The sequence below is a fragment of the Hydrogenophaga sp. GW456-12-10-14-TSB4 genome (assembly GCF_059424305.1).
Genome location: NZ_JBWKZH010000070.1, coordinates 1 through 20915 on the forward strand (window position 1 = coordinate 1; position 20915 = coordinate 20915).

A 20915-nucleotide genomic window follows, 5' to 3' on the forward strand; every position below is an offset into this window, starting at 1 on the left:
AACCCACCGGAGCCCCCCATGACCCAGGACCTTTCCCCATCGCCCTCCACCGGCTGCGGCAGCAGCGCCTGCGCCTGCAAAGGCCCTGAGGCCGCTGCGGCCCCGGCAGCGATCGCCAGCGTCAACGGCATCGCCTTGCACGAAGCCGGTGAGGTGCTGGACGCGCAGACCCTGCGCGAGCGCGCCTGCACCGAACTGCTGCGCCAGCAGGCGGTGCGCGCCGGCCTGCTGCCGCATTTCACCGGCCTGAATGCGCCCGGGCCCGACGGCGACACACGCAGCGCGATAGAGGCCCTGCTCGAAGCCGAGGTGCACTCGCCCGAGCCGGGAATTGACGAATGCCGGCGCCACTACGAAGCCCACAAGCCGCGCTTCGTGGTTGGCCAGGCGCTGCACGTGCGTCACATCCTGTTCGCGGTCACGCCGGGTGTGCCGGTGAACGCGCTGGCTCAGCGCGCCGAAGCGGCGCTGCTGGAGCTCTCGCGCCAGGGCGTCTCGATGGATCGTTTCGCGCAGCTCGCGACCGAACTCTCCAACTGCCCGTCGAGCGCCCAGGGCGGCGACCTCGGCTGGATCACTCCGCAGGACTGCGCGCCCGAACTGGCCAAGGCGCTGTTCCTGCAGAACGACGCCATCCAGGCCCTGGGCCTGCACCCCCGCCTGGTGCACAGCCGCTTCGGCCTGCACATCGTCGAGGTGCTGGAGCGCCAGGAAGGGCGTCTGCCCGAGTTCGCCGAGCTGCAGGCGCAGATTGGCGCGCGCCTGGCCCTGCAGTCGCAGGCCACGGCGCTGCGGCAGTACATGCAACTGCTGGTGGGCCAGGCCCAGGTGGAGGGCGTGGAGCTGGAGGGGGCCGACACGCCCCTGGTGCAATGAGCGAACCGGCCGCAGGCGCCTCAGCGGACGAGCTGCTGTTGCGCCTGCGGCATTTCCGCTCCGACTACTTTCCGCGGCATCAGCAGCGTTTTCAGGACCTGGTGGCTGCGGGCCAACACCCCAAAACGCTGTTCATTGGCTGCTCCGATTCACGCCTCGTGCCCTACCTGCTCACCGGCGCCGGCCCGGGTGAGCTCTTCATCGTGCGCAACGTGGGCGCGCTCGTTCCGCCGCATGACCAATCGCACGGACTCCATGGAACGATGGCCGCGATCGAGTTCGCCGTTCTCAGCCTGCACGTGGAGCGCATCGTGGTCTGCGGGCACAGCCACTGCGGTGCCATCCGAACCGCCTACGAAGGCGCGCCTGCCGAGGCCGTGGCGCTCACCGCGTGGCTCAAGCTGGTTGACGAGGCCCTGCTGCCGGTGCAGCCCTGTGCCGAATCCATGCGCCGTACCGAGCAGCGTGCGGTGGTGCTGCAGCTCGAACGCCTCATGGGCTACCCCATGGTGCGGCGCGAGGTCGAGGCCGGTCGGCTTACCTTGCACGGCTGGCACTACGTGATCGAAGACGGAGAAGTGCATGTGTTTGATGCTCAGCAAGGTGATTTCGTCGCGGCCTCATTTGCCTCCAACTGCGGCACCGGGCCGTACCAACCTTATGTGGAACACGATGGGCAAGTCATCAGTTGCTGAAGCCGCCGACACGCTGGCGGCCGAACTCCAGGCCCTGGCTCTGCATGGCGGCCTTCGCACCTGGCGACTGCGCGGGCGCGAGCTGCTGCCGGTGGTTCGTGGCCGGCCTGCCCGCGCGCGCAGTACGACCCCCTGGCTGGACAAATACCTGTGCCTGGAGCCGCGACTGAAGGCGGTTGCACATGTGAAGAAAAAGTGCAACATGGCGTTTGACTGCCTGGCCCATTGCGGCCTGCGCGACGGTATCCGACCTGCGTTGATTTAATGAAGGAACACCCGAACATGAAACGCGACGCTCTGAAATCGGCCAGCACCGCGATCGGCCAGCAACCCATCACGCTGGATGTGCTGAGAGAGAAGTACCTCAAGGACGGCGAGACCAGCGAGCAGGACATCTACCGCCGCGTGGCGCGCGCCCTGGCCTCGGTGGAGCCCGAGGCCGACCGCGCCCTGTGGGAGCAGCGCTTCTTCGACAACCTGCAGGCCGGCGCCATCGGGGCGGGTCGCATCATGAGCGCGGCCGGCACGGAGATCCAGGCCACGCTGATCAACTGCTTCGTGCAACCCGTGGGTGACTGCATCCAGGGCCTGGACGACGGCGGTTACGCCGGCATCTACGAAGCCCTGCGCGAAGCCGCCGAGACCATGCGGCGCGGCGGTGGCGTGGGCTACGACTTCTCGCGCATCCGCCCGCGCGGCGCCGAGGTCAAGACCATGGCGTCCATCGCCTCGGGCCCGTGCAGCTACATCAACGTGTTTGACCAGTCCTGTGCCACGGTGGAGAGCGCGGGCGCGCGGCGCGGCGCGCAGATGGGCGTGCTGCGCATCGACCACCCCGACGTGATCGAGTTCATCACCGCCAAACGCACACCCGGGCGCTGGAACAACTTCAACGTGTCGGTGGGCGTGAGCGACGCCTTCATGCGCGCGCTGGCCGACGACCAACCCTGGGAACTGGTGCACCGCGCCCGACCCGGCGCGGCGCTGCTGGCCCAGGGCGCCCACCAGCGCACCGACGGCCTGTGGGTCTACCGCAGCCTGCCCGCGCGCGAGCTGTGGGACACGGTGATGCGCTCCACCTACGACTTCGCCGAACCCGGCATCCTGTTTCTCGACCACATCCAGCAGGACAACAACCTGCGTTACTGCGAGTCGATCGAGGCGACGAACCCTTGCGGCGAGCAGCCACTGCCGCCCTACGGCTGCTGCGACCTCGGGCCGGTGATCCTGCCCCGCTTCGTGCGCCACCCCTTCGGCTTCGGTGACTTGCCCAGTTTCGACTTCGAGGCCTTCGAGCGCGCCGTGGCCCTGCAGGTGCGGGCGCTCGACAACGTGCTGGACGTGACCTACTGGCCGTTGCCTCAGCAGCGCGCCGAGTCGGCGGCCAAGCGGCGCATCGGCGTGGGGTTCACCGGCATGGGCAATGCGCTGGCCATGCTGTGCGTGCGCTACGACCGCGCCGAGGGGCGCGCCCTGGCCGCGCAGATTGCCGAGCGCATGCGCGACGCGGCCTACACCGCCTCGGTGGCGTTGGCGAAGGAGAAGGGCGCGTTCCCGAAATTCGACGCCGACGGGTACCTGGCCGAAGGCACCTTCGCCAGCCGCCTGCCCGAGGCGCTGCGTGCGGCGATCCGCGCGCACGGCATCCGCAACAGCCACCTGCTCTCCATCGCACCCACCGGCACGGTCAGTCTGGCCTTCGCCGACAACGCGTCCAACGGCATCGAGCCACCGTTTTCGTGGATGTACCGGCGCAAGAAGCGCGAGGCCGACGGCAGCACGACCGACTACGCGGTGGAAGACCACGCTTGGCGGCTCTACCGCGAGCTCGGTGGCGACATGGCGCACCTGCCCGCGTATTTCGTGAGCGCGCTGGCCATGCCCGCGGCCGACCACCTGGCCATGATGGAAGCGGTGCAGCCTTTCGTGGACACGGCCATTTCCAAAACGGTGAACGTGCCGGCCGACTACCCCTACGAAGACTTCAAGGGCTTGTACCAGCAGGCCTGGCGCGCGCAGCTCAAGGGCCTGGCGACCTACCGGCCCAACGCCATCCTGGGCTCGGTGCTCGACACCGGACCCACGCCGGAAACGATCGCGAGCGTGGCCACCGTGGACCCGATGCGCAGCGTGATCGAGAACCGGCCGCCGGGTGCGCTCTCGGCGGTGGCCGACAAGATCGAGTACTGGACGCAGGAAGGCCATCAGACGCTGTACCTGCTGGTGTCGTTCCTGCCGGTGCCCACGGCCGACGGAGCGGGCACGGTCGAGCGCGCGATCGAGTTCTTCATGCCCGTGGGGCAGAGCGGTGAGTCGCAGCAGTGGGTGTCGTCCAGCATGCGGCTGCTCTCGCTGGCCGCGCGCGGCGGCTTTCTGGAGCGCGCCTTGCGCGACATGCGCAAGGTGGTGTGGGACCGCGGACCCGTGCGAATGGGCACGCACCAGAAGGCCGACGGCACGCATGTGCCGATGTGGCACGACTCGGTGGTGGCGGCTATCGCCTACGCGGTGCAGACACTGATTGCGCAGCGCGCCGGGGTCACCCCCTTGTCGGGACAGCCCTCACCAGTGGTGGTGCAAGCCACGCCCGGCATGATGCCGGGCAAGAAGTGCGGTGAGTGCGGCGCGCACGCAGTGATCCGCAAGGACGGCTGCGACTACTGCACGCAGTGCGGCCACCTGGGGGTTTGCGGATGAACACCACACTGCTCTCCCGACCGCCCCACCTCGCCTGCGAGGCTGAGATGGTGGAACTCCAGTGCGCTCGCGCCGCCGCCGACCTGATCCACGCGCGCCGGACCGTGCTGCCCAAACGCTTGCTGGCGCCCGGACCCGATGCGGACCAGCTGCAGGTCTTGCTGGGAGCGGCCGCCGCCGCGCCCGACCACGGGCAGCTGCTGCCCTGGCGCTTCGTTATCGTGCCGCGTGTCGAGCGTGCGTCGCTGGCCGAGGTGTTCGCCCAGGCGCTGCGCGAGCGCGACGCCAGCGCCACCCCAGAGCAGCTGGACCAGGCGCGCGAGAAGGCGCACCGCGCGCCATTGCTGTTGCTGGTGGTGGTGGACGGGCAATGCGGCGACCCCGCGGTGGACCTCGCCGAGCGCATCTTCTCGGCCGGCTGCGCGGTGCAGAACATGCTGCTCATGGCCACCGCCATGGGTTATGGCTCGGCGCTCACCAGCGGCAAGGCGCTGGGCTCCCAGGCCCTGCGCCAGCGCTTCGGTTTGAGCGCCGGCGAACACGCCCTGTGTTTCCTGAGTGTGGGCACGGTGGCCGCGCGCCGGCCCTCGCGCGTGCGCCCGACCGTGGCCGATTACTGCAGCACGCTCGGCCCCGCGCCGACATCCCACGCCAACTGAATCTGGAGAGCCTGTGAACATTCAAACCTTCGACGACCTGCTGAGCGCCGCGCGCAGCCAACCTCTGCCGCAACGCCTGCTGTTCGTGTTTGCCGGCGTCGAGCTGCCCGACGACGCCACGCCGGCCCAGCGCCTCGAATTCGAGCGCGGCGAGGGCGGTGCGCTGGTGCCGCAGATGTGCGTGGACAAGGGCTTGGACGAGCTCCACTCGTTCGACCAGTTGGTGCGCGAAGCCGCAGCCTTTGGCCAGCCCTGGGGCATGGTGTTTGCCGCCGCACTCGCCGGCACGCCGGGCCGCCAGCCTGAGAGTGCCGATGCCGAACAGCCGCTGCAGGACATGGTGGAGGCGATCCGCCACGGCCAGCTGTCCGCCTTCATCCCGTTCGACCCAAAAGGCCACGCCGTGGCCCTGGGCTGAGATGGTCAGCTCGGTCCCGCTCACCGCCATCATGCTGCCTGGGCACCGCGCTCCCGCAGCGGGTTTCGAGGCGCCGTTCGAGATGCTGGGCGCCTGCCACGAACGCGTCGAGCGCATGCTGGCCCTGCTGGCCAAGCTGCAGCAGCATGTGCTGGTGAATGGCTGGGACGAGAGCGTGGCCAGCGCCGCGCGCGACGTGATGCGGTATTTCGACCTGGCCGCGCCGCTGCACCACGAAGACGAGGAATTGCATGTGTTCCCGCCCTTGCTGGCGGGCGACGATGCCATGCTGCGTCGGGTGGTGCAGCGCCTGCAGCAGGACCACCGCGACATGGAGGCGGTCTGGGTGGAGGCCCGGGCCGCGCTGGCTTCTGTGACGCAAGCGCCCCCGCTCGGCTGGACCCACTTCAGCCCACCCGAAGAGGCCACGCTCATTGGCTTCACTCGCCTGTACGACCGCCATCTGAGCGAGGAGGACGGTCTGGTGTACCCGGCCGCGCAGACAAGCCTGTCGCCCGATGTCCTGCGGGCCATGAGCGCCGACATGATGCGGCGCCGCGGATTGCAGCCCGGTTGACGCTCTGGCCTGCCGAGTCTTGTCAGACCTTCGGCCCTCACCGATCCACCACAGCCCCTGGACACGTTGTCAAGTCCACAGATCCAGCCTCCACGTTGTTCGGATAGCGTCGAGTGACGTCTCCCCCGAATTCCGGACTTTCAAAACTAGAGGTACGGTTGCTTCAATCCCGGGGCGATTCACAGTACCTCTTGAAGAGCTCAAATCTCTGAGGCGAGATTCCCGCGAATGCTCCGTTACTGCCTTGAGCAAAGAAACCCAACCACGTAGAACATCACAATGATGCGGCCGCTGCAAGTTGACTAGCGCTAGTCACAAGTCGATCGGCCCGAGAACCACAAGCCGGTGCTCGGTGCCGCTGGTGCCGCCCTGGAAGATTGGCTATTCATAAGCGGGATCCGCGAGGGCGCCCTCTTCCGTCGGGTGCTCAAGGGCGGCCACCTGGGTGGTCCGCTGTCGGCAGCTTCCGTGCGCGACATCGTTCAGGCGCGGTGTGTATTGGCGGGGGTGGAGGGGCGTGTTCTGCTCATTCGTTGCGGTCGGGCTTCGTGACTGAAGCCGCCGCGCAAAACGTCTAGATCGCTGACACGATGGCCATGGCAGGCCACCAGTCGGTTGCCGTAGTGCTTGGCTACCAGCGCCGGGACGGGCTTTCCAAGAACCCCGCCTCCAGTCTGCTGAATTAGATTGTCACTGGAGGTAGGTTGAACCCGTCGTGCTGGTTTCGGCCCGTTTTGATATTTTGTCGACGATTCCCAAAAAACCGAGATGACCCCGAACTGCGCCTGGTGGTGCAAAGCGGGCTGCGCGGGTGGCCGATCGCGCCATCTGCGTGGGCCCAGCGCCCTCGGCGGAGAGCTACCTCAATGCCAACGCGCTGGTGGCAGCCGCCAAGGGCACGGGGTGCGATGCGATCCACCCGGGCTATGGCTTCCTCTCGGAACGCGCCAGCTTCCAGCGCCTGTGCGCCGAACAGGGTCTGGTGTTCGTCGGCCCCGACGCGGATGCCATCGAGCGCATGGGCAACAAGATCAACGCCATCGTTGCAGCGCGTGCCGCAGGTGTACCGGTACTGCCGGGTCGAGAACGCATTGGCAACGTGGCCGAGCTGCTGACCTGCGCCGGCGAGATCGGCTATCCGGTGCTGATCAAGGCATCGGCTGGCGGCGGAGGGCGTGGCATGCGGCTGCTGCACAGGCCGCAGGACGCGGAGGCCGCCTTCGCGAGTGCGCAGGCCGAGGCGCTCGCCGCCTTTGGCGATGGCACGGTTTACCTGGAGAAGTACATCCAGGACGCACGCCACATTGAAATCCAGGTGATCGCCGACGCCTTCGGCCGCTGCTGCCATCTGTTCGAACGCGATTGCAGCGTGCAGCGCCGCCACCAAAAACTCGTGGAAGAGTCGCCGTCGCCTGTGCTCTCGGCCGATATGCGCCAGGCCATGGCCAAGGCGGCGGTCGACCTGACGCTCGCGGTGGGCTACCGCAACGCCGGCACGGTGGAATTCGTTTTTGACAAGGCGAGTGGCGCGTTCTATTTCCTGGAGATGAACACCCGCGTGCAGGTGGAGCATCCCGTCACGGAAGCCGTCACCGGCATCGACATCGTTCGCGAGCAGATCCGCATTGCCATGGGCTTGCCGCTTTCCTTTGTACAAGAGGACATTCGCATGGACGGTCATGCCATCGAATGCCGTGTCAACGCCGAGGACCCGCACGATGGCTTTCGGCCTTCGCCTGGGCGGGTGCGCGAGTGGCTTCCACCGGACCACCCGTGGGTGCGGTTGGATACCCACGTGTACCCAGGCTACCTCGTGCCGCCGTTCTACGACTCGATGGTGGCCAAGGTGATCGCACACGGTCCCACACGCGAGTACGCCATCGCGCAGATGTTGGCCTACCTGCGCGCCTTCCGTGTGACCGGCATTACCACCACGATTCCCTTGCAGATCCAGGTGATGGAACACCCCGACTTCGCCGCTGGCGACGTCACCACCACGTGGCTGGAGCAAACCATTCTGCCCAGCTTGAACAAGAAAAATACAGAGGCACCACACGCATGAACCTGATCGATTTTTTCGACAAGAACGTCCGCAACTTTCCGCAGCGCAAGGGCATCGTCTACGAGGACCGCGCCTGGACCTATGCTGAGCTTGACCCTCTTGTGCTGCGCATCGCCCATGGCCTTGCGGGCAGCGGCGTTGGGCGCGAGACGCCCTGCGCCGTGATCAGCCGCAACCACCCTCTGGCGTTCATGGCCTTGTTGGGCATTCTCAAGGCGCGCGGCAGCTGGGTGCCGTTGAACACCGGCAACGCCGAAGAGGATCACCTCTATGTGCTGGGGCACTTCGATGTCCACGTGTTGTTCTATCAAAAGGAGTTCGCCGCTTTCGCGCGCCAGGTGAAGGCCACGGTGCCTTGTGTGAAGCACTTCATCTGCATCGACGGCGTCGACGGTGAGCACCCCGACATGCAGACCTGGATGTCGCAGCAAAATTCCGACCCTGTTGCATTGCCCTGGGATCCGGACGGCATGTGCATGCTGCGCGGCACCGGCGGCACCACGGGGCGGCCCAAGGGTGTGATGAACACCAATCGAAACTTCGAGGTGACGCTGTCGAACTACATGGCGCGCATGCACTTCGACGAACCGCCGATCTACCTGGCGGCCGCGCCGCTGTCGCACGCGGCGTCGGTGTTCGCCTTCGTCAACATGGGTCTGGGCGGCGCCCTGGTCATCCTGCCCAAGTTCGATGCCGACGCGGTCATGCAGGCCATCCAGCGCCACCGCGTGTCGTGGTTGTACCTCCCGCCCACGGCGGTGTATTCCCTGCTCTCGCATCCCGATGCGCGCCGGTACGACTACAGCTCGCTGCGGTACTTCGTCTACGGCGCTGCACCCATGTCGGCGGCCAAGCTGGCCGAGGCCATTGGCCTGTTCGGCAAGGTGATGACACAGGCCTACGGCCAGACCGAAGCACCAGCAGGCATCACCTACCTGGGCCCGGAGGAACACCTGGATCGGGACGGGAACATTGATGAGAAGCGGCTGCTCAGTTGCGGCCGTCCCGACCCCTTCACGCGCGTGGCGCTGATGGACGATGACGGCAATTTCGTACCACGTGGCGAGATCGGCGAGATCGTGGTGCAGGGTGGCATCGTCATGCGCGGTTACTACAAGAACCCCGAAGCCAGCGCCGAGGTGTCGCGCTTCGGCTGGCACCACACCGGTGACCTCGCCTACGAGGACGAGGACGGTTACTTGTACATCTGCGACCGCAAGAAGGAAATGATCATCAGCGGCGGCTTCAACGTGTTTCCGCTGGAGGTCGAGCAGGTCATCCTCGCCCATCCTGCCGTGCAGGACTGCGCCGTGGTCGGCGTGCCCGACGAGAAGTGGGGCGAAGCCGTGAAAGCCGTGGTGGAGCTCAAGACCGGTCAGCACGTCAGCGCGGAGGAGTTGATCGCCAACTGCCGTGCCCGTCTCGGGGCCGTCAAGACGCCCAAGACCGTGGACTTCATGGACGAACTTCCGCGCAGTTCGGTCGGCAAGGTGATGCGCCGCGCCGTGCGCGATCGCTACTGGACCGGGCAGGCCCGCCGTGTTTGAGCCCACCCCGATTCGCACCGGCCGCCGCATCGACGTGGCGGCTGCGCGCGCGGCTTTCGATGTGGCCGTTGACACGCACTCGCAGGAACTCGGCCACTTCTTCCTGGCCCGCTTCTTCGGCTTCGAGGTCGGATATGTCGACGAGACCTGCACCGTGGCGTTCGACGTGCGTGAGGACCTGTGCAACCCGCGTGGCTTGCTGCAGGGTGGCGTGATCGCCACCGCGCTGGATGTGGCGATGGCCCACCTGGCGCAGCACCTGGCACGTAGGGGTGCGGCCACTGCCAACCTGGCGGTGCAGTACCTGCGCGGTGTCCAGACTGGACGTGTGCAGGCCACGGCCCGCGTGGCCCGCAAGGGCGCCAGCCTCTGGTTCCTCGAAGCGAACCTGCTCGCCGCGGATGGCGAGCGCATCGCCAGTGCGAGCGCGACGCTCGCGTTGGCCCCGGCCGCACAGGCGGCCCTATCAGAAACGCAATGCAATGACACTCAATGACGAAGAGAAGGCCATGCTCCATGGGGAGCACGGGGCGACACTGCGCCTGGCCATGGAACACCAACTCGCCGTGGGCCGGTTCTTTGGCGCGCAGGACATGGTTCCCGTGACGCAGGCCCACATCATGGCCGACACCGAGAGCCTGGGCCAGGCCGGCGTGCAATGGCTGGAGCAGTTGGCCGATGCGGGCGGCGTGGTGCGCATTCCCACGATCACCGACCCGCGCGGCACCGACTTCGCGCATGCCCAGGAACTGGGGCAGGCCGACTGGATGGTCGAACTGGAACGCCGCGCCATCGACGCCTTCATACGCCTGGGCGTGGCGATGACCGACACCTGCATCAACTACCAGACCGTGCTGCCGGCCACGCGCGGCGAGCATGTTGCTTATGGCGACACGGGTGTGGTCATCTATGCCAACTCGGTTTTCGGTGCGCGTTCCAACTACGAAGGGGGGCCGTCCGCGCTCTCCGCTGCGTTGACCGGCCGCACGCCGCGCTATGGCTTTCATCTGGACGAGAAGCGGCAGGCCACCATCCGCTTTCGCGTCACGCACACGCCGCGAACGCTGGACGAATGGGGTGCCCTGGGGGCGGTGATCGGACGCAAGACGGGCAGCTACGACCAGGTGCCTGTGGTCGAAGGCCTGGAGGGCGCAGCGGGATCCGACGAGATCAAGCACTTCGGTGCGGCCATGGCGAGCTTCGGCTCGATTGCGCTGTTCCACGTCGTTGGCATGACGCCCGAAGCCCCCACGTTGGCCAGCGTCGGCGGTCAACGCCTGAGCGACATCCACACTGTGGACGAGAGCGAGCTGGTGGCGTTCCGCCGTGGTTATGCCGACGGCGATACCAGCGTGGATGTGGTGGTGTTCTCCGCACCGCAACTGAGCCTGTACGAGCTGCGCAAACTGGCGGCGCTGGCCAAGGGCCAGTCGTTCCGCATTCCTTTGCTGGTCACCACCAGCCCACAGGTCAAGCCCGATGCCGACCGCTTCGGCTACACGCAGGCCATTGAATCGGCCGGCGGCACCGTGCTGCAGGGCATGTGCTTCTACCAGTCCTACGCCCGCGAGATGGCCGAGGCGCGTGGCTGGCGGCGGCTGGCGAGCAACAGCGCCAAGCTGGTCAACATCCTGGGGGGTTATGGCTACCAGCCACGGCTGGCCTCCATGGAGCAATGCGTACAGGCCGCCATCTCGGGAGAACTGCAATGACACAACGCGAATTCCGCGCCCGTCACACCTTGGGGTCGGCGCCGGTGAGTGGCTTGGCGCTGGTGGCCAGCGACGGCTTTTCCGCACGCTACGACCTCGATCGGCTCGAAGGTGTTTTCTCTCGTGCCTCGCACAAGCTGTATGGCCAGTCGTATGTCAACCGCATCCTGATCCTGGACTGCGCCAAAGGCGGTGTCGCCACCGCCTGGATGCTGCATGAAATGAAGGCCCGGCGCATGCTGCCGCTGGCGATTGTGCTCAACCGCGCCAATCCCATCATGGCGCAAGGGGCCGCGCTGGCGGGGATCTGCCTGCTGGCCGGTTTCGACAGCGACATCACTAAGGACGTGTCCTCGGGCGCGCTGGTCGAGATTGACCCCGCCGCTGGTGTGCTGCGCATGGCGGACGAGGTTGTCAACACCGCCCCTGTCGCGGCGTCATTGCCCGCGGGTTACCGAGCCGTGCACGGCCCTTGAACCACAAAACTTCTCCAGGTTGTATCCATGACACATCCCACGAACGCAGGGCTAGATGCTCTGTTCGCCCCCCGCTCCATCGCGGTCATCGGCGCTTCCAGCAATCCGGAGAAGGTCGCTGGTTTGCCGGTGCGCTTTCTGCGCGAGTTCGGCTATCAGGGCCGGATCTTCCCGGTCAACCCGACCAGCGCTGAGATCCAGGGCCTGCGCGCTTACGAAAACATCGCAGCCGTCGGCCAGCCAGTGGACCTAGCCATTCTTTCGCTACCCGCCTCGGCCACCGTCAAAGCTTTGGACGATTGCGGACGCGCCGGCGTGCGCGCCGCCGTGCTGTTCGCCTCGGGCTTCGCCGAGCTGGGCGCGGAAGGTGCGCGCGAACAGGAGCGCTTGCAGGCCGTGGCACAACAGCACGGCATGCGCGTGCTCGGGCCCAACTGTCTGGGCATGATGAACGTGAACACTGGCGCTTACGCCACGTTCAGTCCCCTACTGCATTCTGGTGCGCTCAAGCCCGGCAACGTGGCCGTGGTCAGCGGCAGCGGTGCCTTCGGTGTGTTCGCGCTGGTGCGTGCACGCGAACGCGGCATCGGCATCAGCCTGTTCGCCTCCACTGGCAACGAGGCCGACGTGGACTTGGCGGAGTGCATCCGCTATTTGGCCGAGGATGAACAGACCAAGGTCATCGCCTGCTACATGGAAGGTGCGCGCGACGGCGAACGCCTGGCCGCCGCGCTCGAGCTGGCGCGCCTTCACCGCAAGCCCGTGATTGTGTGCAAGTCGGGCACGTCGGCCATGGGCGGGGCGACGGCCGCCTCCCACACCGCGGCTCTCGCGGGCGCCGACGAGATTTTTGATGCCGTTTTCCGCCAGCATGGCGCGTACCGCGCTCGCGATGTCGACGAGATGTTCGACGTGGCGTACGCCTGCTCGGTCTCCCCGTTGCCGCGCTCACGTCGACTCGGCATCCTGAGCATGTCGGGCGGCGCCGCCGTCTCACTGGCAGACGCCGCGGAGCGCTTCCACATGGAGGTGCCCACGCTGCCGGAACCGCTGCAGCAGCGGATTCTCGAGCGCGTGCCCCATGGCTCCGCGTCGGGGCCCATCGACCTCACCGGCAAGGTACTCGACGACCACTCGATCTTTCCCGACGTGGTGGACGAAGTGGTCAACTCCGGCACTTATGACAGCGTCGTTGCGTTCCAGGCCGTGACCGGCATCACGCCGCAGCACCGCAGCTTCATCACCGGCACTTGGTCCACCGTGCGCGAGCGTCACCCCGAACTGCCGGTGGCGGTGGTGAGCGTGTTCGACGACGAGAATCGCCGCTTCCTCGATGGTATCGGCTGCATGGCCTTCGAGGAACCCACGCGCGCGGTGCGCGCCTTGGCGGCACTCGCTGGGCTGCGCGAGGTCTTCGATCGGTCTGCGCCCACCCACGAACGACCTGCTTCAATGCCCCTGGCGACCCCAATGGACCGCTCCGAACGGCAGGCGCTGGCGTTGGTCGCAAAGGCCGGCATCCCGGTGGTGCCGCACGCCACCGCGTGCGATGCCCGGCAGGCGGCCGACGCTGCCACTGCCATGGGATTTCCGGTGGTGCTGAAGGTGCTGTCCGACGACATCCCGCACAAGTCCGACGCCGGCCGCGTGGCCCTGCGCCTGCGCGAGGCAGAAGAGGTGAAAAACGCGTTTGAGAACATCCTGCAGCGCGTGCGCCAGGCCCGCCCCGATGCAACCATCGACGGCGTGCTGGTGGCACCCATGATCCAGGGCGGCGTGGAATGCATCTTGGGCGGCCTGGTGGACCCGGTGTTCGGCCCAGTGGTCATGTTCGGGCTCGGTGGCATCCATGTGGAAGTGCTTAAGGATGTGAGCTTCCGGCGCGCACCGCTGGACCGTGCAGAAGCCTATCGCATGGTCCGCGAGATCCGTTCGGCTGCCGTCCTGGACGGCGTGCGTGGACAGCCTCCGGTGGATCAGCAGGCCCTGGCCGACGCGCTGGTGCGGCTGTCGCATCTGATCGTGGCCAATGTGGGGCACGTCGCTTCGATCGAGATCAACCCCTTCATCGCGCTGCCGCACGGCGGTATGGCGGTCGATGCGCTCGTAGTGCCCCTGTCGGCACCGGAGGCCTGAGCGTGGCCTGGATACGAGCCGCCGCCGCCACGCCCTTCGGCCGCCACGAAGGCCTGGACTCTGTTGATCTGATGAGCCAGGCCGCCACGCTCGCCCTTCAGCAGGCGGAACTTGAGCGGAGCGACATCGGCGGCGTGGTGTGCGGTCACAGCACCACTCACCCGCATTTGATGCTGGCTACGGTGTTCGCCGAACACTTCGGGGTGCAGCCGCACTATGCGCATGGCGTGCAGCACGGGGGTGCCACGGGTCTGGCCATGGTCATGCTGGCCAATGCGCTGGTGGAGCAGGGGGTGGTCGATCACATCCTGGTGATCGCGGGTGAGAACCGCCTTACAGGGCAAACGCGCGATAGCACGGTGCAGAGCCTGGCGCAGGTGGGCCACCCTCGTTATGAGGTGCCACTGGGCTTGAACGTACCGGCCTACTATGCGCTGCTCGCCTCGCGCTACCTGCATGAATACGGCCTCGCCGAAGAAGACCTGGCGGAATTCGCGGTGCTGATGCGGCGGCACGCCATGTGCCATCCTCACGCCCACCTGAAAGAAGCACTGACGGTGCAGACGGTGATGGCCTCCAAGCCGATCGCCACACCCTTGAAACTGCTGGACTGCTCGCCCATCTCCGACGGGGGCGCGGCCGTCATCGTCAGCCGGCGGCCCTCGGGCGCCCACCCCACCCGCATTGCAGGCTGCGGTCAGGCGCATATGCACCAGCACGCCACCGCCGCGCAAGATCTGATTCGCAGCGGCGCGCGCGAGTCTGCCCATCGAGCGCTCGCTGCAGCCGGCACAGGGCTCGCTCACATCGACTACCTCGGCATCTACGACAGCTTCACGGTCACGCTAGCCGTGTTGCTGGAACAGATCGGCGTGTGCGCACCCGGCAAGGCCGCGGAAGACGCGCGCGCAGGCCGCTTTGATCGTGGCGGCCCACTGCCCCTGAACACCCACGGCGGACTGCTCTCTTACGGTCACTGCGGCGCCGCCGGTTCGCTCGGCCATCTGGTGGAAACCCATTTGCAGCTGAGCGGCAATGCTGGCGAACGACAGGTGGCTCGAGCACGGCGAGCACTGCTGCACGGTGACGGCGGCATCATGTCCTCGCACGTGTCCATGGTGCTGGAGGCCGCGCAATGACCAAGCTCCAGAGCAGCCGGACCGACGCCGATTGGACGCTCGGCGCACCGGCCGTGGTCTACCAGCAATGCCACGCTTGCGGCCAGCGCTGGTACTTTGCACGGCCCATGTGCCCCCATTGCGGCGCTGACGGGCCTGAGACGAAAACGGCCTCAGGTCGAGGCACGGTGTACGCCGTCACCACGGTCCTGCGCGCACCGACCGACAGTCTGCGCGCGGCGCTTCCCTACACCGTTGCCTTGATCGACTGCGCCGAAGGCTTTCGCATGCTGGCACACGCCACCGCTGGCGTGCGCATCGGCGACCCGGTGGTGGCGAAGTTTCGCGAGTTCGATGGTGCGCTCGCACCGCTCTTCACACCGGCACCCGCCGACTGAACTTTGAATCAACCGAAAGATATTAAGGAGACAAGCATGAGACGTCGAATCCTCAAGTGCCTCGCGGCAGCGCTCGCCATCACCTCGGTCAGCGCACTCGCCCAGGACGCATACCCGCAGAAACCTGTGCGGCTCATCGTGCCCTTTCCCGCCGGGGGCATCGTCGACATTATCGGCCGCGATTTGGCCGAGCTCTTGTCGGCCCGCCTGGGGCAGCCGGTGCTAGTGGACAACCGCCCCGGCGCGGGCGGCGCGTTAGGAACCGATCTGGTTGACAAGTCGGCGCCCGATGGCCTGACCCTGGTGCTGGCCACCGTCGGCCACGCCATCTTGCCGGCCATGGGCAAACTGCCATTCGACCCGATCGCCGACTTTGCGCCGGTTGCCACCATCGCCGATGTCCCAAGTGTGATCGCGGTGCCAGCCACTCTGGGTGTGCGCACCCTGAGGGAGTTCTCGGCGCTGGCCAAAAGTCGGCCGGGCCAACTCAGCTACGCCTCCTCGGGCAACGGCAGCCTGCTTCATCTGATCGGCGAGTCCTACAAGCGGCAGGCAGGCGTGTTCATGGTGCACATTCCCTATCGGGGGCAGCCTCAAGCGATGGCAGACCTGATCGGCGGACGCGTCGACATGATGGCGCTGTCCATTGGCGTCGCCGTGCCTTACATCCAGGCGGGCAAGCTGGTGGGTCTTGCCACAACCGCAGACAAACGCAGTCCCGCGCTGCCCAACGTGCCGACGACAGCGGAGGCGGGAATGGGGGAACTGAAAGGCTCGTCCTGGTTCGCTTTGCTGGCGCCGGCACGAACGCCGGCGCCCATCTTGCAGCGCCTTGCGCAGGAACTCGAGCGCGTGGCCGCCAACCCGGCGTTTGTGAAGACAGTGCAGACCAACGGCGGCACCACTATGTTCCGCGGCCCGAGCGCCACGACCGACGTGATCCGCGCGGAGGTCGACGCTTGGCGCCGGCTGGTCAATGCCTCCGGCATCAAGGCCGATTGAAACGCCCCGCCCACTCAACCGGTTGTCCGTTCCCCTGCGAGAAATTTGAAGAGAATTCAATGAAGAAAAAGTTTTCAATCCTGATGTTGGTGCGTTCGCCCTGCTGCTGGTAAGCCCGCTGAGCGCACAACCCGACCTTCCCACCAAGCCCGTTCGGATCGTCGTTCCGGCCCCTGCGGGCGGGGCCGTTGATGGGTTTGCTCTGATTCTTGCCGACTACTTGGCCGTGCGTTGGAAATAGCCCGTGGTCGTCGAGTCTCGTCCGGTGCGGCCAGCAACATCGGCTTCATGGCCGTGAAGAGCAGTACGCCCGATGGCCACACCTTGCTGGCGGCGAAGTAGCCCCCTTTCCTATTCACTCGATCACAATTCAACTGCTGTCGACAAGTAGTCAGAGTCTTGAAAATCACACCAACCTGATTGCTCCTCATAGCCGGCTTATCCCAGCCGCCCTTTCAATCGCGCCCAGCATTTCAAGCAATTTCTCACCAAGCGAGCGGTGGAGTTGTACTCGCTGCTCCTTTGAATCTACATCGGACAATACAGCGCAATTGAAGACCACGATCTCCGCACCGACAGATATCCGGTGCAAGGGTACGGCGACGGAAAGTCGACTCTTCCTCAAGTGCCCTTCGCTCGAGCAATATCCCCTGCTGCGAAATTCTCGCAGGGCGCTTTCGATTCTGTGACCGTCAGTTGCGTACGTTGATGGATACTTCACTCGCAGCACATTGACTGCTTCTGCGCGCTCCGTCGGAGTGGCTGATGCCAACCAAGCGTTGCCCATTGCACTTGTCAGCAGTGGAATCGCCATGCCACGATCTATCACTGGAGGTGGTCCGTCGATGCCACGCATCGCATCCACATATAGCATGTCCGCGCCTTGTCGAATGCCAATGCCAACCATACCGCCGACCTCAAGGGCCAACTGACGCATAAAGGGGCGGGCTAGCTGTCGCACCGTCATGCTTGCCAACAAAGAATAGCTCAGCGTCAGCGTTGCGGGGCCAAGGCGGTATTTTCGCCGCTTCCGATCATGGTGTAAGTACCCCAGACGCGTGAGCGTGAATGTAAGCCTTGCGACAGTCGCCTTATCGATCCCAGTCAATGCGACGAGGTCCCCGTTCCCCATGCTTCCATCGCCAGAGCCGAAGCACTGGAGCAACTCGACACCGCGCGCCAGAGTAGTGGCGAATTGCTTGTCTTTAAGTTTGTTCGTCACTGTTTTGACTTTCCGCGAGCAACGCATCCATTGCGGCGTCAATCCGGTGTCCGAGAGCGAGGAGCCCTGGACCGATACGCCGCTCCAGCAGCCCGGGCTTCAAAATGGTTGCGGGAATTCCGCAGTTGAGTACAACGGATTCTCCATCGACCCTCGTGCGGAGTGGCACGGCAACAGCATGAATGCTCTCGTGGAGGTCGCCATGGGAAATGCAGAAGCCGCGCGATGCGCAGCTTGCCAGGGCCTCTTGCAACGCAGGGCGGTAGCGCTTCCAGTCGCGCGGTTGTAGCCGTTTGAGTTCACGCAACGCTTGCGCGTGCGTCGCACGGGGCTGGGCCGAAAGCCAGGCACGACCCATCGCTGTTCTCAACAGTGGAAGTGTGGCACCGACGTCGGGGCGAAACTCAAGTCCTTCGAAGGCGCGGTAGTTTTCAACGTAGATCATGCTGTCGCGGCTGCGCATTCCCAGGGATACCGAAACGTTCTGTTGATGCGCAAACGCCTGCATGAGTGGCAAAGCGACGTGCTGGATCTTTAGCCTCGCCAGGAACGGGTAGGCCACGGACAAAGCCGCCGAACCAATGCGGTACTGCTGCACTTCCGTATCGAACCGCAGCAACCTCAGTTCAGTCAATGTGTATGTCAGGCGCGTGATCGTGCTTCGGGACAGCCCTGTCTTTTTTGCCAGCGCGGCATTGCTCAAGGCCGGCTCCGCAGCAGTGAAAGCAGCAAGAACAGACATGCCATTCGCAAGACTCGTCGCATACATCTGATGACGCGGCTCCTCGATGAATGCCATGGAATCTCCTCAATAATCGGCATCAATTTAACATAGCAACACAGTTCCAGTGCGCACCTGGGATGCAACTTAGAGTTCCTTCATTCCAGTTCAGACACAAAGGACCTAGAGAATGCTTCGGAACGCGCACCTCCATCGACACCATATGGCGGCTCTCCCCGCCTCGGCTCGTACGTTCACGACGAGGGGCAACACCGTAGCCTGTTCGTCGAATGCACGGGCAACGCAATGAGTGATGGTCCGCTCAAGGGGCTGCGGGTCCTCGACATCGCCACGATCATCGCGGGCCCATCCGCGGCCTCGCTGCTGGCTGACTACGGCGCGGATGTCGTCAAGCTGGAGTTGCCCGCTGGCGACGGCGCGCGGGCGTTTCCGCCGTTCAAAGAGGGTAAGCCTTTGTGGTGGAAGGTGATCAATCGCAACAAGAAGTTCATCACATTGGATTTGCGCAAACCGGAAGGCGTGGCCGTTTTCAGGCGACTGCTGCCGAAGTTCGATGTGTTGGTGGAGAACTTCCGCCCGGGCACTCTGGACACTTGGGGGCTCGACCGCGACACGCTGTGGTCGATCCAACCGCGACTGGTGATCCTGAGGGTCACGGGCTTCGGTCAGACCGGACCATATCGTCAACGTCCTGGCTTCGCCCGGATTTTTGAGGCAATGGGCGGTCTCGCCTACATCAGCGGAGAGGCGAACAAAGAACCCATGCATGCGGGCTACCCCATCGGTGATTCCATCGGCGGCCTGTTTGGCGCGGTGGGAATCCTCGCCGCACTGTGGAAGCGGGCCAACGACCCACAGGCGCCGGGCGAAGAGATTGATTTGTCGCTGACCGAATCGGTGTTGAAACTGCTTGAAGTGTTGGCGATTCGGTATGACCAGTTGGGCGAAGTTCACGAGCGGTCGGGCAACGTCAATCAATACTCGTCACCGGCCGGCGTTTTCCGCACGGCGGACGCCCACTGGGTAACGCTGGCGGGAAGCACCGATGCCTTGTTCGCGAACAACTGCAGAGCGATCGGACGACCTGAACTGCTTGAGCATCAAGACTTTCGCCGCAATCCCGACCGCGTTCAGAACGCTGAGAAGGTGAACGCCATCTTTGCGGAATGGTTCGCTGCGCACACCCTGGAACACATCCTGTCGGCCTTCCATGCCGCCCACGGCACCGTGGCCCCCATCTATTCGGTGGACCAGATCTTCGCCGACCCTCAAGTTCAGGCCAGGGAATTCCTGCGGCGGGTGCCCGATGAGGATTTCGGTCACGTTCGCATGCAGGACGTGGTTCCCCGGTTCACCCGCGACCCTTGTCATGTGACCTCGACCGCCATGGCATTGGGGCGCCACAACGAGGACGTGTACAGCGATCTCGGAATCACAGGTCAAGAGCTGGCGGCGCTCAGGGCTGCGGGCGTCGTCTAGCGACGCCTCACCGGTGGCATGACCAGCCTAAAAGGCCTAGCGAAACTTACCACGACTATTGGAGATACAACATGATCGCGCACTCGACCACTCATTTGTTCGCCCACCGCCGGCCATTCGCTCGCATGCTGCTGCTCGCGCTGATGGCGTCTACTGTGGGCGCGGTTGGAGCGCAGGGCTTTCCGGAGCGACCGGTTCGGCTCATCGTCGGCCAGCAGGCAGGCGCCAGCACCGACACGGTGGCGCGCCTGATTGGCCAGCGGTTGTCCGAACGACTGGGCCAGCCTTTCATCGTGGAAAACAAACCCGGGGCCGTTACCCGCGTTGCCATGGACGCAGCGATCAAGGCAGCGCCTGACGGACACACCCTTGGAATCGCCAATGCGGTCGCCGCAGCGTTCCCCCTCGTGCTGGACAACTACTCCTTCTTGCCGGGGAAAGACTTCGCTCCGATCAGCATGCTGGGCAGGGCACCGTCTTTTCTCGCAGTGCGCAGCAGCCTGCCTGTCAGCAACGTAGCCGAATTCATTCGATACGCCAAGGCGAACAACGACAAGATGGTGCTGGGCCATGGTGGAATTGGCAGCAATCCGCACATTTCGGCGGTGGCCTTGGCAGGCTCTATCGGCATCTCTCCTGTACAGGTCGTCTACAAGGGAAACGCACCAACCGCCGTCGCCCTCGGCGTTGGCGAAATCGACTTCGCCATGCTTGACTACGCCTCAGTGAGAGGCATGGTCGAGCGTGGCAGCGTGCGTCTGCTGGCTGTTTCCGAACCGCGCCGCTTCAGTTCGCAGCCGAACGTGCCCACAGGCGCCGAGGCAGGGCTCACGCCGGACATCGAAGGTCTCACCGTGTGGTTCATGCTCGTGGCAGCACCTGCGACGCCAGGTCCGGTGCTGGAAACGCTGAACCGTCATGTGAGGGAGGTGTTGTCTTTGCCTGACGTCAAGGAGCGGCTGCTGGCCATGGGCATCGAAGCCGAGCCCACCACTGCAGCGGAGGCCGCGACCTTCCTGCTCGGGCAACGTGAGAAGCTCACAAGACTCACTCGTCAACTGAATATCTCGCTAAAGAACTGAAGCAGTTTCGTACACAA

19 protein-coding genes and 2 pseudogenes are annotated in these 20915 nt (G+C 65.1%); 19 read left to right on the top strand and 2 right to left on the bottom strand.

The genetic code is table 11. The features are described from left to right. Window positions 1-18 precede the first annotated feature (18 nt). The 17 genes and pseudogenes from AC07ZS_RS24885 to AC07ZS_RS24965 all read left to right on the top strand — a co-directional run bounded on the left by AC07ZS_RS24885 (window position 19) and on the right by AC07ZS_RS24965 (window position 16373). A complete protein-coding gene (locus AC07ZS_RS24885; protein ID WP_382159963.1) occupies window positions 19-876 on the top strand; it encodes a peptidylprolyl isomerase in 858 nt (285 codons plus the stop codon). Next, window positions 873-1571: a carbonic anhydrase gene (locus AC07ZS_RS24890; protein WP_382159965.1), complete on the top strand. Its 699-nt coding sequence runs from the start codon at window positions 873-875 to the stop codon at window positions 1569-1571. Before AC07ZS_RS24885 ends, AC07ZS_RS24890 begins: the two co-directional genes overlap by 4 nt. 98 nt (window positions 1572-1669) lie before the next feature. Then, window positions 1670-1836, top strand: a pseudogene (locus AC07ZS_RS24895) (nitronate monooxygenase); the annotation flags it as partial. 17 nt (window positions 1837-1853) lie between these two features. Then, entirely contained in the window at window positions 1854-4268 is a 2415-nt protein-coding gene (locus AC07ZS_RS24900) for an adenosylcobalamin-dependent ribonucleoside-diphosphate reductase (RefSeq protein ID WP_382159968.1), read from the top strand. A gap of 47 nt (window positions 4269-4315) precedes the next feature. After that, complete coding sequence (locus AC07ZS_RS24905) at window positions 4316-4927, top strand: nitroreductase family protein (RefSeq protein ID WP_382163698.1); 612 nt, start codon at window positions 4316-4318, stop codon at window positions 4925-4927. 13 nt (window positions 4928-4940) lie between these two features. Continuing rightward, window positions 4941-5345 (top strand): ribonucleotide reductase subunit alpha, encoded by a 405-nt coding sequence (locus AC07ZS_RS24910; protein ID WP_382159970.1) that lies wholly within the window; start codon window positions 4941-4943, stop codon window positions 5343-5345. 1 nt (window position 5346) lies between these two features. Further along, window positions 5347-5922, top strand: coding sequence for a hemerythrin domain-containing protein (locus AC07ZS_RS24915; protein WP_382159973.1), 576 nt, complete (start codon window positions 5347-5349; stop codon window positions 5920-5922). Between the two features lie 321 nt (window positions 5923-6243). After that, window positions 6244-6608: pseudogene (locus AC07ZS_RS24920) on the top strand (tyrosine-type recombinase/integrase); the annotation flags it as partial. 125 nt (window positions 6609-6733) lie between these two features. Further along, window positions 6734-7984: an acetyl-CoA carboxylase biotin carboxylase subunit gene (locus AC07ZS_RS24925; RefSeq protein WP_382159976.1), complete on the top strand. Its 1251-nt coding sequence runs from the start codon at window positions 6734-6736 to the stop codon at window positions 7982-7984. Then, a complete protein-coding gene (locus AC07ZS_RS24930; protein ID WP_494801188.1) occupies window positions 7981-9531 on the top strand; it encodes a class I adenylate-forming enzyme family protein in 1551 nt (516 codons plus the stop codon). Before AC07ZS_RS24925 ends, AC07ZS_RS24930 begins: the two co-directional genes overlap by 4 nt. Further along, on the top strand, window positions 9524-10027 hold the full coding sequence (locus AC07ZS_RS24935) for a PaaI family thioesterase (RefSeq protein WP_382159982.1): 504 nt from the start codon (window positions 9524-9526) through the stop codon (window positions 10025-10027). Before AC07ZS_RS24930 ends, AC07ZS_RS24935 begins: the two co-directional genes overlap by 8 nt. Beyond that, window positions 10014-11243 carry an aconitase X gene (locus AC07ZS_RS24940; protein ID WP_444689946.1) on the top strand — a complete coding sequence of 410 codons (1230 nt, stop codon included), beginning with the start codon at window positions 10014-10016 and terminating at the stop codon, window positions 11241-11243. Before AC07ZS_RS24935 ends, AC07ZS_RS24940 begins: the two co-directional genes overlap by 14 nt. Then, window positions 11240-11719 (top strand): aconitase X swivel domain-containing protein, encoded by a 480-nt coding sequence (locus AC07ZS_RS24945; protein ID WP_444689947.1) that lies wholly within the window; start codon window positions 11240-11242, stop codon window positions 11717-11719. Before AC07ZS_RS24940 ends, AC07ZS_RS24945 begins: the two co-directional genes overlap by 4 nt. A 27-nt stretch (window positions 11720-11746) precedes the next feature. Further along, complete coding sequence (locus tag AC07ZS_RS24950; RefSeq protein WP_382159988.1) at window positions 11747-13855, top strand: acetate--CoA ligase family protein; 2109 nt, start codon at window positions 11747-11749, stop codon at window positions 13853-13855. Window positions 13856-13857: 2 nt separating this feature from the next. Further along, window positions 13858-14994: a thiolase family protein gene (locus AC07ZS_RS24955; RefSeq protein WP_382159991.1), complete on the top strand. Its 1137-nt coding sequence runs from the start codon at window positions 13858-13860 to the stop codon at window positions 14992-14994. Further along, entirely contained in the window at window positions 14991-15371 is a 381-nt protein-coding gene (locus AC07ZS_RS24960) for a Zn-ribbon domain-containing OB-fold protein (RefSeq protein ID WP_382159994.1), read from the top strand. The genes AC07ZS_RS24955 and AC07ZS_RS24960 overlap by 4 nt, the downstream gene beginning before the upstream one ends. Window positions 15372-15407: 36 nt before the next feature. Continuing rightward, complete coding sequence (locus tag AC07ZS_RS24965; protein ID WP_382159996.1) at window positions 15408-16373, top strand: Bug family tripartite tricarboxylate transporter substrate binding protein; 966 nt, start codon at window positions 15408-15410, stop codon at window positions 16371-16373. A 427-nt stretch (window positions 16374-16800) separates the two neighbouring features. Here the strand turns inward: AC07ZS_RS24965 and AC07ZS_RS24970 are convergent, their stop codons facing one another. Then, window positions 16801-17595, bottom strand: a complete 795-nt coding sequence (locus tag AC07ZS_RS24970) for an IclR family transcriptional regulator (protein ID WP_382159999.1) — start codon at window positions 17593-17595, stop codon at window positions 16801-16803. Beyond that, the gene (locus tag AC07ZS_RS24975) at window positions 17579-18394 is read right to left on the bottom strand and encodes an IclR family transcriptional regulator (protein WP_382160002.1); all 816 of its coding nucleotides are present in this window, start codon (window positions 18392-18394) and stop codon (window positions 17579-17581) included. Before AC07ZS_RS24975 ends, AC07ZS_RS24970 begins: the two co-directional genes overlap by 17 nt. Before the next feature lie 228 nt (window positions 18395-18622). Here AC07ZS_RS24975 and AC07ZS_RS24980 point away from each other — a divergent pair, with 228 nt between their 5' ends. Together AC07ZS_RS24980 and AC07ZS_RS24985 are read left to right on the top strand one after the other, a co-directional pair. Beyond that, on the top strand, window positions 18623-19816 hold the full coding sequence (locus tag AC07ZS_RS24980; protein WP_382160005.1) for a CaiB/BaiF CoA transferase family protein: 1194 nt from the start codon (window positions 18623-18625) through the stop codon (window positions 19814-19816). Window positions 19817-19887: 71 nt separating this feature from the next. Then, complete coding sequence (locus AC07ZS_RS24985) at window positions 19888-20898, top strand: Bug family tripartite tricarboxylate transporter substrate binding protein (RefSeq protein ID WP_382160008.1); 1011 nt, start codon at window positions 19888-19890, stop codon at window positions 20896-20898. The last annotated feature ends 17 nt before the right edge of the window (window positions 20899-20915 follow it).